Source organism: Dysgonomonas sp. 520 (genome assembly GCF_010501095.1).
Taxonomy (GTDB): Bacteria; Bacteroidota; Bacteroidia; order Bacteroidales; family Dysgonomonadaceae; genus QVMP01.
In genome coordinates this window covers 132,375-147,869 of sequence record NZ_QVMP01000008.1, presented here as the reverse complement: position 1 = coordinate 147,869, position 15,495 = coordinate 132,375, and the positions used below count along the sequence as shown (strand labels likewise).

General features: G+C 38.4%; 15 protein-coding genes. 8 read left to right on the top strand and 7 right to left on the bottom strand.

Annotated features, from left to right (window positions below; translation table 11 throughout):
* The first annotated feature begins 5 nt into the window (after positions 1-5).
* The 6 genes from D0T56_RS16725 (at position 6) to D0T56_RS06490 (ending at position 6,145) form a co-directional block, all read left to right on the top strand.
* Positions 6-572 carry a permease gene (locus D0T56_RS16725; RefSeq protein ID WP_255491084.1) on the top strand — a complete coding sequence of 189 codons (567 nt, stop codon included), beginning with the start codon at positions 6-8 and terminating at the stop codon, positions 570-572.
* Entirely contained in the window at positions 547-1,350 is an 804-nt protein-coding gene (locus tag D0T56_RS16720; RefSeq protein WP_255491083.1) for a permease, read from the top strand. Before D0T56_RS16725 ends, D0T56_RS16720 begins: the two co-directional genes overlap by 26 nt.
* Before the next feature lie 339 nt (positions 1,351-1,689).
* Complete coding sequence (rsgA, locus tag D0T56_RS06505) at positions 1,690-2,739, top strand: ribosome small subunit-dependent GTPase A (protein ID WP_163319328.1); 1,050 nt, start codon at positions 1,690-1,692, stop codon at positions 2,737-2,739.
* A 412-nt stretch (positions 2,740-3,151) separates the two neighbouring features.
* Positions 3,152-4,024, top strand: coding sequence for a YicC/YloC family endoribonuclease (locus tag D0T56_RS06500; RefSeq protein WP_163319327.1), 873 nt, complete (start codon positions 3,152-3,154; stop codon positions 4,022-4,024).
* A 154-nt stretch (positions 4,025-4,178) separates the two neighbouring features.
* Positions 4,179-5,054 carry a hypothetical protein gene (locus D0T56_RS06495; protein ID WP_163319326.1) on the top strand — a complete coding sequence of 292 codons (876 nt, stop codon included), beginning with the start codon at positions 4,179-4,181 and terminating at the stop codon, positions 5,052-5,054.
* 221 nt (positions 5,055-5,275) lie between these two features.
* Positions 5,276-6,145 carry a hypothetical protein gene (locus D0T56_RS06490; protein WP_163319325.1) on the top strand — a complete coding sequence of 290 codons (870 nt, stop codon included), beginning with the start codon at positions 5,276-5,278 and terminating at the stop codon, positions 6,143-6,145.
* 119 nt (positions 6,146-6,264) lie between these two features.
* Here D0T56_RS06490 and D0T56_RS06485 read toward each other — a convergent pair whose 3' ends face one another.
* The 3 genes from D0T56_RS06485 to D0T56_RS06475 all read right to left on the bottom strand — a co-directional run bounded on the left by D0T56_RS06485 (position 6,265) and on the right by D0T56_RS06475 (position 10,029).
* Positions 6,265-7,641, bottom strand: coding sequence for a TolC family protein (locus tag D0T56_RS06485; protein ID WP_163319324.1), 1,377 nt, complete (start codon positions 7,639-7,641; stop codon positions 6,265-6,267).
* Positions 7,642-7,657: 16 nt separating this feature from the next.
* Positions 7,658-8,776 (bottom strand): efflux RND transporter periplasmic adaptor subunit, encoded by a 1,119-nt coding sequence (locus D0T56_RS06480; protein WP_163319323.1) that lies wholly within the window; start codon positions 8,774-8,776, stop codon positions 7,658-7,660.
* 92 nt (positions 8,777-8,868) lie between these two features.
* Positions 8,869-10,029, bottom strand: coding sequence for a hypothetical protein (locus D0T56_RS06475; protein WP_163319322.1), 1,161 nt, complete (start codon positions 10,027-10,029; stop codon positions 8,869-8,871).
* A gap of 316 nt (positions 10,030-10,345) precedes the next feature.
* On the opposite strand from D0T56_RS06475, the gene D0T56_RS06470 reads away from it, so the two are divergent.
* Positions 10,346-11,158, top strand: coding sequence for a helix-turn-helix domain-containing protein (locus D0T56_RS06470; RefSeq protein WP_163319321.1), 813 nt, complete (start codon positions 10,346-10,348; stop codon positions 11,156-11,158).
* Positions 11,159-11,261: 103 nt separating this feature from the next.
* Here D0T56_RS06470 and rimM read toward each other — a convergent pair whose 3' ends face one another.
* From rimM to D0T56_RS06450, 4 genes are all read right to left on the bottom strand, one after another.
* Complete coding sequence (gene rimM, locus D0T56_RS06465; RefSeq protein WP_163319320.1) at positions 11,262-11,783, bottom strand: ribosome maturation factor RimM; 522 nt, start codon at positions 11,781-11,783, stop codon at positions 11,262-11,264.
* 27 nt (positions 11,784-11,810) lie between these two features.
* Positions 11,811-12,401, bottom strand: a complete 591-nt coding sequence (locus D0T56_RS06460) for a DUF4290 domain-containing protein (RefSeq protein ID WP_163319319.1) — start codon at positions 12,399-12,401, stop codon at positions 11,811-11,813.
* A 159-nt stretch (positions 12,402-12,560) separates the two neighbouring features.
* Positions 12,561-13,202: a biopolymer transporter ExbD gene (locus tag D0T56_RS06455; protein ID WP_163319318.1), complete on the bottom strand. Its 642-nt coding sequence runs from the start codon at positions 13,200-13,202 to the stop codon at positions 12,561-12,563.
* Positions 13,203-13,303: 101 nt separating this feature from the next.
* Complete coding sequence (locus D0T56_RS06450; protein WP_163319317.1) at positions 13,304-14,116, bottom strand: hypothetical protein; 813 nt, start codon at positions 14,114-14,116, stop codon at positions 13,304-13,306.
* A gap of 187 nt (positions 14,117-14,303) precedes the next feature.
* On the opposite strand from D0T56_RS06450, the gene D0T56_RS06445 reads away from it, so the two are divergent.
* Positions 14,304-15,482, top strand: coding sequence for an IS4 family transposase (locus D0T56_RS06445; protein WP_163319316.1), 1,179 nt, complete (start codon positions 14,304-14,306; stop codon positions 15,480-15,482).
* Positions 15,483-15,495: the final 13 nt, after the last annotated feature.

Sequence of the window (15,495 nt, the reverse complement as noted above, 5' to 3'; positions counted from 1 at the left end):
CAAAAATGGAAACTAAAAAAGAGTTGAAAATACTGTTTTGGATGGTTGCTGTCTTTATGGCTGTATTTCTTTTGCCCTTAGGAAGTGAGCGGTTTATGACAGCGATTGATGCTACGCTCGATTTGTCGAAATGGTATGCACAAGAACACGTTGTTATGTGCCTTCTTCCAGCCTTTTTCATAGCCGGGGTGATAGCCGTCTTTATCAGTCAGGGTGCGGTATTGAAATACTTCGGAGCCAATGCAAAAAAATGGCTGTCCTATACGGTTGCAGCCGTTTCGGGTGCTATATTGGCAGTATGTTCTTGTACGATATTGCCCCTGTTTACAAGTATCTATAAGCGTGGGGCAGGGTTGGGGCCTGCTATTGCGTTCCTTTATTCCGGCCCTGCAATCAGCATACTTTCCATCATTCTTACGTGGCGTATTCTTGGAACAGAAATGGGCGTGGCGCGTATGATAGGTGCAGTTCTCTTTTCTGTTGTCATTGGTTTGATAATGGCATTTATCTACCGCAAAGAAGAAAAGGTGAAGAAAGGAAGAACAAATGAATATAGTAGTTCCTCCGGCTAAACGTCCGATGTCGCAAACAATGTTTCATTTCTTCACTTTAGTATTGATCCTTGTCTTTGCAAACTGGGGTGCTCCGGCTGCTAATGATACCTCAAGTATATGGTTCTATGTATTTACCTCTAAATGGTATATCACAGGAATGTTGGCTCTTATGCTAGCCTATTCGCTTATTGCCATTCTGAAAATTAAATGGCTGTGGGTTGTAGGGGGTGTTGTAGTTACAGCAAGTTCGGCAGTATTGGCCAATCTTTTTATCTTGAACCCGAAATTGGTTCCGCTCGTACCCATGGTAGTTGGCATCGCTTCACTGTCGATTATGACATTGTTGGATAAACGTGACCCCGAAAACAGAGAGTGGACACTGTCGGCATGGGGGTTTGCCAAACAGATTATGCCGCTTTTGGCTATCGGTGTGGTAACGGCAGGGTTTCTGCTTGGTTCTACCCACGACAATATTGCAATTGCGGGAGTGATACCTAATGAATGGATTGAGTGGGCGGTTGGCGGAAACACTCTTCTATCTAATTTTTTCGCCAGTTTTACGGGAGCTTTTATGTACTTTGCCACTCTCACTGAAGTACCTATCGTTCAAGGATTGCTTGCTTCGGGTATGGGAAAAGGCCCTGCATTGGCTCTGCTTCTTGCCGGTCCTTCGCTTTCACTGCCAAATATGCTCGTTATACGAGGTGTTATGGGTACACAAAAGACCATTGTCTATGTATCTTTGGTCATCATCATGGCAACAATATCCGGTCTCGTTTACGGAACATTTTTTTAAGGACACGCCCTCTTTGTCGTGATGGAAAAATGTTTATCTTTGTAGTCTATGACAAAAACAGTTAAGTCGGATTTGGTTTAGTAAACAATCTGTGTTTCTTATACAGATTGTCCTTTCTTTTGCTCTCGGATAAGCCTTTTCGAGAGTAATTTCCTATTTATAATAATTTTATTTTTTTTCTGCATGTGATGACGAAAGCATCGCAGTGTTTTCGCATGTATGTAAAATACATTTGAGGATGAGCCAAAAGTGACATCTTTGTATAATAAGCCATGCCTTTCAGGGCAGGGTAGGGATGAAAAGAACTTTTGACGCCTTCTCTTCTAAAATTTCAAAACAATGAATGACTTACAATCATATGGTTGGAATGAAAAATTATTCCAACAAAAACAAAACTCTAACTACAAAGACCTCATACACGGGCGGGTAACGGTTACTCATAAAACCTGTTACGAGGTAGTTGCCGAATCGGGGTTTTACACCTGCGAACTTGCCGGGAATATGCTCTACGGAAAAGAATCGTCTGAATATCCGTGTACGGGCGATTGGATTATTTTTCAACCCGTTGATACGGACAAAGGCATTATCCTAGACCTGCTACCTCGACAAAAGACACTTTACCGGCTGAAAAGCGGAACTGTATCGGAGAAGCAGGCAATCGCCTCTTTTGTCGATAAAGCCTTTATCGTACAAAGTTTGGATGAGAACTTTAATGTTCGCCGTATTGAGCGTTTTATGTTGCAAACCGCAGACGAAGGCATTAAACCCGTATTGATCTTAACAAAAACAGATTTAGGCTTCAACCGAGAGGCAATAGAAAAGGATTTGAAACATATTTCACGGCAAATGCCTGTTTTCTATACGAGTATGGAGTCGGTAGAAAGTATTGATAATCTTCGAATGTTTATTTCATCGGGCGAAACTATTGTGCTTACGGGTATGTCGGGTGTTGGCAAAAGCACATTGATCAATGCTCTTTGCAAGCAACAGGTTTTGCAGACTGGCTCAATCAGTGATTCGACAGGCAAAGGCAAACATACTTCAACCCGCAGAGAAATGGTACTGATACCAAACTCCGGCATATTGATTGATACTCCGGGAATAAAGCTGTTTGGTGTTACCAATGACAATGCCGACAATCTGTCTGAAATTTTAGACATATCAGACTATGAGGGTGAATGTCGATTTAGTGATTGTCAGCATGTCAACGAAAAGGGGTGTGCCGTAATCGAGGCTGTTGAGGCAGGCAAAATAGATCGTGGTGTATACGAGAACTACCTGAAACTTCGTCGGGAAGCATGGCATTATACGACTTCTGTGCATGAGAAACGGAAACAGGAGAAAATATTTTCTAAGATGGTAAAGAATTTTAAAGACAAGAGACAATGACAGAAAGTGTAATAATCAGGGGGATTCGTCCCTCTGGTTTTTCTTTAATGAAACCTGTAGTGCATTTAAGGCTTTGATGTTAACTCATTTATTATAAGACTTATATTGGTTTTGTCATTTTGAACGAAGTGAAAAATCTATGTATTTTCAATCCAGATCCTTCGTTTTACTCAGAAACAACGTTCGAGGAGCGAAGGCGACTCAATGACAATGTAAATATGTATTATGTTTCAGTTAATTATCTTTTATTTTCTAAATGCACTACGAGTTAATGAAATACTTTTACGTGTAAAGCTATCCGCTACACATCCTTCATAATGAGAGTCTTTTGCCTTATTTATGATTTCAATGTGTTTTGATAACAGGAAAGCAATAAATTGTTGTATTTTTGCACAAAAGTAAAACAAAAACTATGATACAATCGATGACAGGATTCGGCAAAGCAACTGCCGAACTGAAACAAAAAAAGATAACAGTTGAAATAAAATCGTTGAACAGCAAGCAGCTCGATTTGTCGGTGCGCATGCCCAATATTTATAAGGAGAAAGAAATGTCGATACGCAACCTTTTGTCGCAAAAAATGGAACGAGGAAAGGTCGATTTTCTGATATTTATAGAAAATATAGGAAAGGAAACATCGTCGCAAATCAATCAGAACATACTGGAAGGATATTATAACCAGATAAAAAGTTCGGCCGATAATCTGGGTATAGAAGTCCCTCAAGATTGGTTTCAGGTATTGCTTCGCTTGCCCGATGTTTTGAAGTATGAAGTTCAGGAGCTGGACGAAGAAGAATGGTCGGTTGTGGCAAATACCGTGAACAAGGCGTTGGAGCAGATAACTTCTTTCAGGATGCAGGAGGGCGATATGCTGACAAAATTGTTTTCAGAAAAAATAGCCAATATACGTGCCCTTCTTGTCGAAATAGAACAATATGAGTCTGAAAGAATTGAAAAAGTAAAAGAACGTATTGTTGAGGCTTTGCAAAAGATAGAAAACTTCGATTATGATAAAAACCGTTTCGAGCAAGAAATGATATATTATATCGAAAAATTAGATATAAACGAAGAAAAATCACGCCTGACAAATCACTTAAACTATTTTCTCGAAACCATAAACGAAGGAAAAGGGCAAGGAAAGAAGCTCGGTTTCATTGCTCAGGAAATGGGGCGGGAGATAAATACGATGGGATCTAAATCTAATCATGCCGAAATGCAGAAGGTTGTGGTTCGCATGAAAGACGAGTTGGAGCAGATAAAAGAGCAGGTTTTGAATGTGATGTGACAAAAGTTAAATTTATGCTCTTATTATTAAAAAATTAACTATATTTGCATCCGATTAAACATCGACTCTATAGATAATCTCCATTTTTTATAATATCGGTTTAATGCACAAACAAAAACTTTATTACTATATTATTAACATTAATTTTTAATTTATGAAACTTTACAGAGTTCTTACACTTGCTGTAGTGACAGCGCTTTGCGCATCATTTTTTTCTTGTAGTGACGACGATGACGATGATGACAGCAACAAATTCAACACTTCGTACCTTCCCAAAAGTATAACCTATATAGATGGTTATGACAATGATCCAATCATTCTCAGCTACGATGAAAACAGCCGCTTAACCGGATGGGATGATGGTGATGGTAAATATACTGTAGTGTATGGAAAGGATGGAAAAATTGAAAAATTAGTATATGAATATTCATACTCCGAAGGAGGTCAGACTTACACTGAAACTTACACTAATTATTATAAATACGAGGGGAATAAAGTAATTATAACTAGAGAGCATGATTCTGACTCTTATGGATTTACTATAAACGGAAAAGGTCAAATAACTGCGTGGGATGAAGATGAAGATGGAGATTATGCTAAATATTCTTACTCAGGAAAAAACTTATCCAAAATTGAAAGTAAAGAAAAAGAAGATTATGGTACAATTAAATACAATTCTACTCTAAAATATGATACAAAAGCAGGAATATTCAGAAATGTAAACACTCCACAATGGTTTATTTATCTTCAGTTTGACGAATTAGGATTATCTGTAGGAAATAACCCATTAACCAAGGAGGGCACAGGCTATTTTGAGGACGTGAAATACAGCACATCAAAATCAACCTATGAATATGTTTATAACAACGACAATTATCCTATATCTTTTGTTTTAACAGAAACGTATGAAACTCTGGGTGACAAAAAGATTGCAGCTTCTGCAAAAAGAAAAAACAGCAGAAAATCATTGAAAAGTACAGCGGATGATAGAGAAGTAAGATCTTATACTGTCTCTTACTACAAGAAATAATAAGATATATCAATAAACACAAGAGGCATCCGATTTCGGATGCCTCTTGTTGTTATCTCACAAAATGATAGATCTTTTTACTATTTCTATTTCTATAAAAATTAACTATATTTGCATCCGATTAAACATCGACTCTATAAATAATCTCCATTTTTTATAATATCGGTTTAATGCACAAACAAAAACTTTATTACGATATTATTAACATTAATTTTTAATTTATGAAACTTTACAGAGTTCTTACACTTGCTGTAGTGACAGCGCTTTGCGCATCATTTTTTTCTTGTAGTGACGACGATGACGATGATGACAGCAACAAATTCAACACTTCGTACCTTCCCAAAAGTATAACCTATATAGATGGTTATGACAATGATCCAATCATTCTCAGCTACGATGAAAACAGCCGCTTAACCGGATGGGATGATGGTGATGGTAAATATACTGTAGTGTATGGAAAGGATGGAAAAATTGAAAAATTAGTATATGAATATTCATACTCCGAAGGAGGTCAGACTTACACTGAAACTTACACTAATTATTATAAATACGAGGGGAATAAAGTAATTGTAACTAGAGAGCATGATTCTTATTCTTATGAATTTACTATAAACGGAAAAGGTCAAATAACAGCGTGGGGTGATGAAGGAGATGCAGATTATGCTAAATATTCTTACTCAGGAAAAAACTTATCCAAAATTGAAAGAAAAGAAAATTATGGTACAATTAAATACAATTCTACTCTAAAATATGATACAAATGCAGGTATCTTCAGAAATGTAAACACTCCACAATGGTTTATTTATCTTCTGTTTGACGAATTAGGATTATCTGTTGGCAATAACCCATTAACCGAAGAAACCATTGGCTATTTTGAGGGCGTGAAATATAGCACATCAAAATCGACCTATGAATATGTTTATAACAACGACAATTATCCTGTATCTTTTGTTTTAACAGAAACGTATGAAACTCTGGGTGACAAAAAGATTGCAGCTTCTGCAAAAAGAAAAAACAGCAGAAAATCATTGAAAAGTACAGCGGATGATAGAGAAGTAAGATCTTATACTGTCTCTTACTACAAGAAATAATAAGATATATCAATAAACACAAGAGGCATCCGATTTCGGATGCCTCTTGTTGTTATCTCACGGAATGATAGATTATTCTGTCTAATTGAACCTGTGCGTTTTTTAGGAACAGTCCCTCTTTACCTCACGATACCTCCACCCAAAACTTTATACAAATACACTATCGCAGTCTGCTCGTTGAGGATAGACGTATTCAGCGAAATTTCGGCATCAAACAACTGACGCTGAGCATCCAATACGTCAATGAAACTGACTATACCATTCATATATTGCAAACGGGTGAGACTATGATTATACTTGGCAGAATCGTAAAGAGTCATTGCTGTTTCTCTTTTCTTTTGCGTTCTGAAATACGATGTTATGGCATTATTCACCTCCCTGAAAACATTCAGTATTGTTTTCTGATAATTATACACTTCTTGCTCGTAAACAGCTTTTGCCGCATTATGGTTAGCTTTATTTTTCCCCCAATTGAATATCGGGCCAACCAGGCTTCCCCCAATATACCAATATGGATTTTTTAGAAAACCACTCAAATCAGAATTTTCAAACCCATATTCTCCGGTAATATTCAATTGGGGAAACATGCTTGTATATGCCACGCCAACGTCGGCATTTGCCTTTTTTAGTTGTTGCTCTGCAATCATAACATCAGGACGGCGTTTCAGCAATTCGGACGGCATATTCACAGGCAACATGGGCGGTATCTGGCGGCTGCTAACTTCCGTTGTCCGAGAAATGTATGTAGAAGGAAATTCTCCTGTGAGAACAGCCAATTCGTTCTGTTTCAGTGTAATCCTGTTGTTTAACTCGGGAACCAATGTCTCCGCCCTGCCCAATTCGACCAAACTTTGCCTGTATGGAGTTTCGGATGTCAATCCCGCATCAAACCTCAATTTAGTCAGGCGAACCGATTCTTTACGGGCGGTGATTGTTTGCTCTACAATGGTTAGTTCCCTGTCTAAAGTCTTCAGTTCGAAATATGTTTGTGCCACCTGTGCCACAACAGACAATTGCAGTGCTTTCCTGGCCTCTACACTTTGTATGAAGAGAGCAATATCCGCTTCGTTTTGCCAACGCAATTTTCCCCAGATATCAATTTCCCAAGCGGCGGTCAGCTTAACATCAATAGACGGATCGGTTCCGCTCGGATTCACTTTCTCATCCTTTGCCGTCAAATTTGCACCTACCTCAGGAAATATATCGGCATACGATATTCTTTTTCTAAACATCATTTCTTTCACCCGGGCAGTTGCTATGAGTATGTCTTTATTATTGTCAAGAGCCTTATCAATAAGTATAATAAGCAAAGAGTCATCATACAAGTTACTCCAGCCGATATCGGCAGCCGATCCATCCATAAGTTCCATCTTTTCGAAAGACTCGGGCATACCTTCCATTTCCGGCTTAACGTATTTTTGCCCCAACTTACAGGATGAAAGCAAGATTATCACACAAGCTACTATAAAAAAATATATATAGTTAAATATCTTCATTACATTTATATACAATTCATTTTTTCTTCCTCAGATGCGGTTTCACTCTTCCGCCCTCTCTTATATCCAGATTGTCAACACTGTGAATCACAACTTTCTGGTTATTGTTCAAACCACTTATTACCCGTACTTTATCGCCTCTCATTTTTCCGGTTTCTATTTTTCTTATTTCGATAATATCTTCATCGTTAACCACATATACAAATGATTCTCCGTCTTCGGTCATAACGGCGCCTGACGGGATCCAAACAATATCTTCCTGCATGTTCATCAACAACTTCACCTTAGTCTTTTGCCCCGGCAAAAGGTCTTGATTCGGGTTTGGCAAAGTAGCCCTCACCCTGAAAGTTCCGGTTTCAGGATCGATCTGCGGTGAAGCAAAATCAACAATACCTTTTTCTCCATACTCCGTATTGTCTGCCAGCGTAACCGTAACCATCGGCTGCCAGGAACGTGTTGTATCCTGCCTGCCTAAATGCACATTTCGCCGTTCACTATTCAAGTATTCCAACGACGTCATATTGAAATAAACCGTAACCGTGTCTCTGTTTATAACCGATGCCAGCAAAGTATTTGCACCACCTACAAGAGAGCCTATGTCGACATGCCGTTCGCCTATATAACCCGAAATAGGCGAATATATGACAGTATAACTGAGCTGCATTTCGGCTTGTTTCAGGTCGGCCTTGCTCATTGCCACATTCGCTCTAGCCACATTCAGCGCAGCCGTTGCGTTATCCACATCCAGTTCGCTTGCTGCATTTTGCTCATACAACGGACGAATTCTTTCCAAATCGCGTGCAGCTTTGTTTTGCTGGGCTTCGTCTTTTTGAAGTTGTGCCTTTGCCCTTTCAACCTTGGCTTTATACATCTCATTGTCTATATAAAACAAGGGTTCGCCTCTCTTCACTTTCTGACCTTCGGTGAATGTTATTCTTTGCAAAAAACCTTCAACACGAGCATGGATTTCCACATTGCTATAAGCATCAATTTGCCCGTCATATTCTCCGTATGTGGGAATATTTTCCATTTCAACATTCTCTACCTCCACCTCGGGCAAAAAACTATCATTGTTGCCACACGACAAGAAAGAAATAATAATAGCCGGAATAATAATATTGTATCTTATATTCATAATTTAGTTCTCTTTATGTTTATTAACAATAACAAAAAAGAGTTGTTCAAATAGAACAACTCTTTTTATTTACCATGCTATATCTTATCTGCTTACTCAACGTAAAATGGTATGGCATATAACTGTGTATAAGGCCCATATGATCCGCGAAGCTTATTTAGAGACTTAATTTGTTTAACAGATCCATCTACCCAGTTGCTAGAACTCATATAAATCCAAAGATAAATAGTTGTAGTTGTATTTACTTCTACTGGTATTGCTCCCGAACCATAATAATCTTTGTTAGTTGCTAGATTATATAATCCGGGAATAATAACTGATTTTATGGGTGATAAATAGGTTGGTGGCTTAATTTCTGTATCAGAAGTTGAAAAAAACACCGATGCAAAACCTTTTCCTACTACATTACTTCCATATGGCACAGCCCAAACTGTAAAATTTATTTGATATTCCCCGGGATCTAGTGTTATATTCATTCCTGAATAGGCTACATGCAAACTATCATGTGTTGTATCAAGAACAAGTTTTGTAACAGTAGTTGGAATATTACCTAATTTTGCATACGCCACACCCGGCACTTTCCATGTTCCATAACCGTTGCCATTGTCGGTTAACACTTTTCCTGTACCTTGCGAACCATCCACTAACCGAAATCCTCCGCCTTGCGTTGTTGTGTTGATATGCACTTTTGCCGTAGGGGAGGTGGTGCCAACCCCCACATTACCTGTTACATATTCATTACCTACAACCGTTGAGTTACCTCCCACACGAGCATTGCCCGTTACGTTAGAAGTACCTGTCACCTGCAATTTATAACCGCTCGATGTATTTGAACCGATAGCCACATTTCCACTCTGAAAGATATTCTGTGCGTTGCCTGTGGCTTGGGTTATCCCTCCTTGTACGTACCACGGCTCGGTAGTGGGCACATTGTTAACAAACTGTTGCCAGACAGAACCATCGAAATAATAGTAACCAACGCTGGTTACCTTTGCCGTTTTGGTGGTCGTTGTTCCCGACAGATCTGTGACATACACTATACTTCCTTTTTGCAATGCTGTATATCGGGCGTCTTTACTTATCAGTTGTGCCCTTGTCAGGTTGGGGGCAATGATACCTTCGGCTGTTGTGGCGTCTGTTTTGGTGGGGGTTACGTGCATCGTTGCACTCGGCGTCTCCGTATTGACTCCAACTTGCCCGTAAGCGATATTACAGGCGAAAAATAGGGGTAAAAATAATAAGATCTTTTTCATAATTTTTTAATGTTGTTTGTTGTGTTAAATGTCTGATTGTTTGATAAATACATCTCTGTCACTCGGTAAGTGACGGACAGTTCAATTTAACATTTCTACTTTGCTGATTATGAGCGCAGTATAAATTCAGGTATTTCCAAAAGTGAAACACTAGTTAAACAGGCAAAAATCCTGATGATTTATCCGACCGCATATATTGCTCTAAACATTTAAACAACAACAGCTTATAAATTCTTATTGAAAAATATTATAAAAAAATCCAGTTAAACATTAGTTAAACACGCTCAAAAACAAACACTTAAACATGCTAACGGAAATGAGGCATTATGATGAAAAAGAAAGTTCTTTGATACAATTCCTGACCTTTGAACAAGATTTTCAATGGCAAACGAGAGAGGATGAAAGCAGAATTGTTATGCTTACCCAAGGTAAATTGAATATCACTTTTTGCAGTATGCAAAACCCTTTGATAATATCCGAATCGAAGATGTTTTTCCTGCCTGCGGGAGATAGCTTGTCGGCAAAAGCTCTGGAAAAAAGTTCTGTTATTGTAATAAAAACAGGAAAAGATTATTGTTTAGATGAACTGAATATCAGTAGTATACACGGAGCAAAACCGAATACACATTACCTGCAGATGAACAGTACGCTGCATACCTATGTCCAATCGTTACGGATATATAAGGAAAGCAGGATAAACGACGATGATTTACATATACTGAAAATCAGAGAATTAGTATGTATTATGAAGATGTCATATTCTGATATAGAGTTGAGCGGTTTCTTCCGGTTACATCAGACAAATGATTTCTATTTTTCGGAACAGGTGCGTAAATTATCTCACAACAATCTAAATGTAAGACTATTAGCCGAACAGATGAATTTCAGTTATTCGGGATTCAACAAACGATTCCGTAAAGCCTTCGGTATGTCGGCTTACAACTGGCTCAGAAAGAGGCGGGCGGATATGGTATATTACGAATTATTCTATACCGACAAGAGCCTGAAACAAATCTCAACTGACAACAAGTTCGCCACGCTTTCTCATTTTAATGAGTTTTGCCACAAGATACTGGGTGATTCGCCCAGACAACTCCGAAAAAACAAACCTCTGTCACTTACCGAGTGACAGAGGCTATATCTCATTGCTAATTAGTATACAAAGATAGTGAAAATTCGTAATCGGACAAACCTTTCCAAAGCAAAAGTCTGAGTAGATAGAATAAAATAAATCAGATAAGTCCCTCGGGAAGTTCTACATACAATATTTTCTTCTTATCATCCACTCCTGCAACGAAGTCTTCAGTAGCAGGTATGATTATACTTTCGTCTTCACCTTCCGGTTCTATCATAAACAATGTATTGAGAGTGGAATCGTCAACAGCAACGATAGAGCCTAATTTTCCCAGCTTCTTATCTTCCACCGTGAACCCAATAAAGTAGTTCCACGAATAATCGACGTTTTCCTCTTCATTTTCATAGTATTTACGAGGAAAATATACTTCTTTCCCCGACAATCGCTTGGCTTTTTCCTCCGAATTTATATCCGACAGTAAAAAAAGTGCGGTTTCTGAACCTTTAAAACGATATTCGTCGATGAAAAACGGAACAAAGATTCCGTCGATCAGGCAAACGAGGTAAGGGCAATCGGTGCGATCGAAAATATCGTTGTCGAAATGCATTGCAATCTCCCCCTTAATACCGTGAGGCTTTACAAACTTTCCGATCTTGAAAACTTCCTCTGAATGAATCATCTACTAATTAAATAAAGGCCTTTGACCTTACTTTTTCTTCTGATTATTATTTTTCTTCTGATTATTCCTTATCAGGTCTTTGATATCGGTCAGCTTCATATCCGAATTGCGCTTATCTATTTTGCGATTCGACAATTCGTACAAATCTTGAAATATCTTGCCATCTTCAACTTCCTTATTCCACTGAACATAAGATTTCTTCATGTGGTTTGCAACCAGCCATACAAACTGCTCTTTTTCGTCTCCTTCGGGATAATCGGCGGCTAGTCGTATCATTTTTTCCAACACCTTGCCATAGTGCCGGTATTCCATATCGGGACGGCTATAATCTACTTTCCCGGGTTTTGAGAAAAGATCTTCTTTTTTGATAATTTCGTACGGATAATCTATGTCGAGTTTGAAATCGGCCATCACGGCCAGATGATCCCACAAGATGTGCTTAAAGTCGTTCACATCGCGCAAATGAGGAAACATATTCCCCATTATATTGATAATCGTGTTTGCACAACGTTTCCGCTCGTTTCTGTCTTCAATTGTCAGACAAAAATCCACCATATTTTGTATATTCCTCCCATATTCGGGAAGAGCCAGTTTTTTCAACTGCGTATTGTAATCCATCGATTTAATAAAAAATAATAGTTTTGAATAAGGGTCTATTCTAATTCTTTAGTTTTTTGGAGTAATTAGAGAACGCAAAGATATATAAAAATTCCCGAACTATTTATTCTCCTCTACGGGAAAATAAACGGTACGGGAATTAGCAGTTGAAAAAAGTTGTTATTTTGCCTGAGCCATTTTTGCGTTGTCGTTCAACAGTTTGATCAAATCGTCATCTTGAGGGGTATAGTCAACCACCGCATATTTGTTGATGCTGCATATACGAACTTCGTCCAACACATCTATCAGGTTCTTATACGCCGATTTATCGGATGGTTTTATGATAACGGTCTGGCTTTTGTCCGATTTGTTTATCTTTTCTTTTTCCGCCTGAAATTCTTCGTCCGAAATTTGCTTGTAATATTTTTTGGTACTCAGGTCTTTAACCATCTGCACCACTTCGGTATTCTTTTCAAGCAACATCGCCCTCAAACCTTCGGCAGAATAGTCGGTTACCATCACTTTGTTCAAGAAATCGGGATCGTTATAGTTTGCCTCGCCAAAGAAATAATAGACTTTGTCATTCTCTCCTAAAATCAAGGTTGTTGATCGGGATTGCGGTGCAACAGTTTTTCCCGGCAATTTTGTCGGCATCACTATATCCATCATCTGAGGTTTCGACAATGTGGTGCAAAACATAAAGAAAGTTATCAGCAACATGTTCATATCCACCATAGGAGTGAAGTCTACTCTCAGAGGCGATTTGTTGAATTTACCTTTCTTTCCTCTCTTGTTTCCGTTGTTTGTTGCTATTTGTGCCATGATTTTCCGATTTAGTAGATTAAACAATTTTATGTCTTTTTCCTTATAGAGTGAATATTGAATAAAATTCCATAACCGGACAGAAAAACATTTATAAAAATCTACTGAATATAGAATGGGACGGCAAACAGTTGAACATAGGGACCGTACGATCCAATTAATTGATTATAAGATGTTACCCTTTTATCAGGTCCGTCCCAGTTTCTTTCATCTACGTAATACCAAAGATAAAGGGTTGTCTCTGTGGTTATTCTTATAGGTATAGCTCCCGATCCGTAATAGTCAGGAACCAAAGTTCCGGCATTGTATAATCTTGGAATAAGAACCGATTTTATCGGAGTCAGATAAGCAGGGGGGATATTCTCTGTAGGAGAAGTAGAGAAAAAGACTGATGCAAAACGAGGGTTCATTGTTGATCCCATAACAGCATCTCCTGCTGGCGTTACCCAAACAGTGAAATTTAATTGATAATCGCCAGGTTCTAACGTGATATTCATTCCCGAATACGCTATGTGAGTATCAGAATTTGTTACATCAAGTACAGGATTTGTAGTGGGATTATTAGGTATATTCCCTAATCTTGCATATGCTACACCCGGCTCTCTCCATGTTCCGTTGCCGTTGCCATCTGTGGTTAGCACTTTTCCGTTTCCCTGCGAACCGTCCTGCAAGCGGAAACCTGCACCTTCACTTGCTGCCCTGATGTCAACTTTAGTCTGGGGACTGTTTGTGCCTACACCAACCCTGCCTTGCGTATCCACCACCACATCATCCGATATGTTCGTGTTTCCACTCGTGTCTCTTTGTCCGTCGATGTGGAAGATTCCCTGAGGGTTTTCTGTGTTTACTCCGACCTGTGCTTTTAGCGTCGTAACAGCTAAAAACATAAATAAAATCAAAATGTTCTTTTTCATAATTTTTTGTTGTTTGTTGAGTTCTGCTTTTCTATTAATGTGTTGAATTTTAAGATACTACATTACTACTGATGCGTTAATTTTTCAATTTCAACCGTAATAGGTTGATTATATATAAGATACAAGCGGTTTTTGATTTTTTGATTTGAATTGACCATAGCTTTGCATCCTTACAAATTGCAAGGTTATGAATTCAGGCAAGTATGTTTTCTCTCAGCTATTAGAGTTTGTTGACAGATATGAGTTTGCTAAATGCGTCAAACGCTATAATGGTGACTATCGTGTCCGAGACTTCAACTGTTGGAATCAGTTTGTACAGTTATTTTTCGGACAACTTACTTCTTTGAACTCCTTACGGGATATTTGTCTTTGTCTAAAAGCCCATAAACGCAAGCTTTACCATTTAGGAATAAAGCAACATGTAAATCAATCAACCATTTCACGAGCCAATGAGAGTCGAGACTGGCGAATTTTTGCCGACTTTGGAGATTTTCTTATAAAATTAGTTCGCCCGCTTTACATGGATTCACCTATTCCTAACATAGATATTGATAACGACATCTTTGCACTGGATTCAACAACGATTTCCTGTAGTATCAATCTTCTGACATGGGCTGAGGGGAAATACAGCAAAGGAGCTGTCAAAGTTCATACTTTGATTGATTTGCGAGGCAGTATTCCGACTTTTATCCTCATTACCGACGGGAAGTATCATGACAGTAATGCGCTTGATGAGATAGTCCCCATACCTGAGGCTATTTATCTTATGGATAAAGCGTACGTTGATTTTGAAGCGTTGTATCGTATGCACAAATGTGGATCCTTCTTTGTTACAAGAGCAAAATCAACATTAAAATATGATGTGATTGAGCAAAATTACAACATAGACGAAACCACAGGGCTAAGAGCCGATAAAACAATTATGCTTACTGTTGCAAAGTCCAAGAAGCTCTATCCTGAGAAATTGAGATTAGTCGAATTTTACGATCAAGAAAAAGAAAATGAACTTGTTTTTCTGACCAACGATTTCGACGTATCCGCAATGGAAGTCGCTTATTTGTATAAGAACAGATGGCAAGTGGAGACTTTTTACAAGTGGATAAAACAAAATCTGACCATCAAAAAGCTTTGGGGGCATTCGCCAAATGCTGTCAAAACCCATATTTGGATAGCTATCTGCACATACCTGATAGTCGCATATGTAAAGCATTCGCTCAAAAGCACGCTCTCTATTTATGAGATTATGCAAATCTTGGGAATATCAGCGTTTGACAAAACTCCGATAAGAGAACTGCTTACCGAATTTCAAGTCAATTCAAAACAAAATGTCAAAGAGCAATTGGATTTATTTAATTCAAATTTTTAACGCATCAGTACTA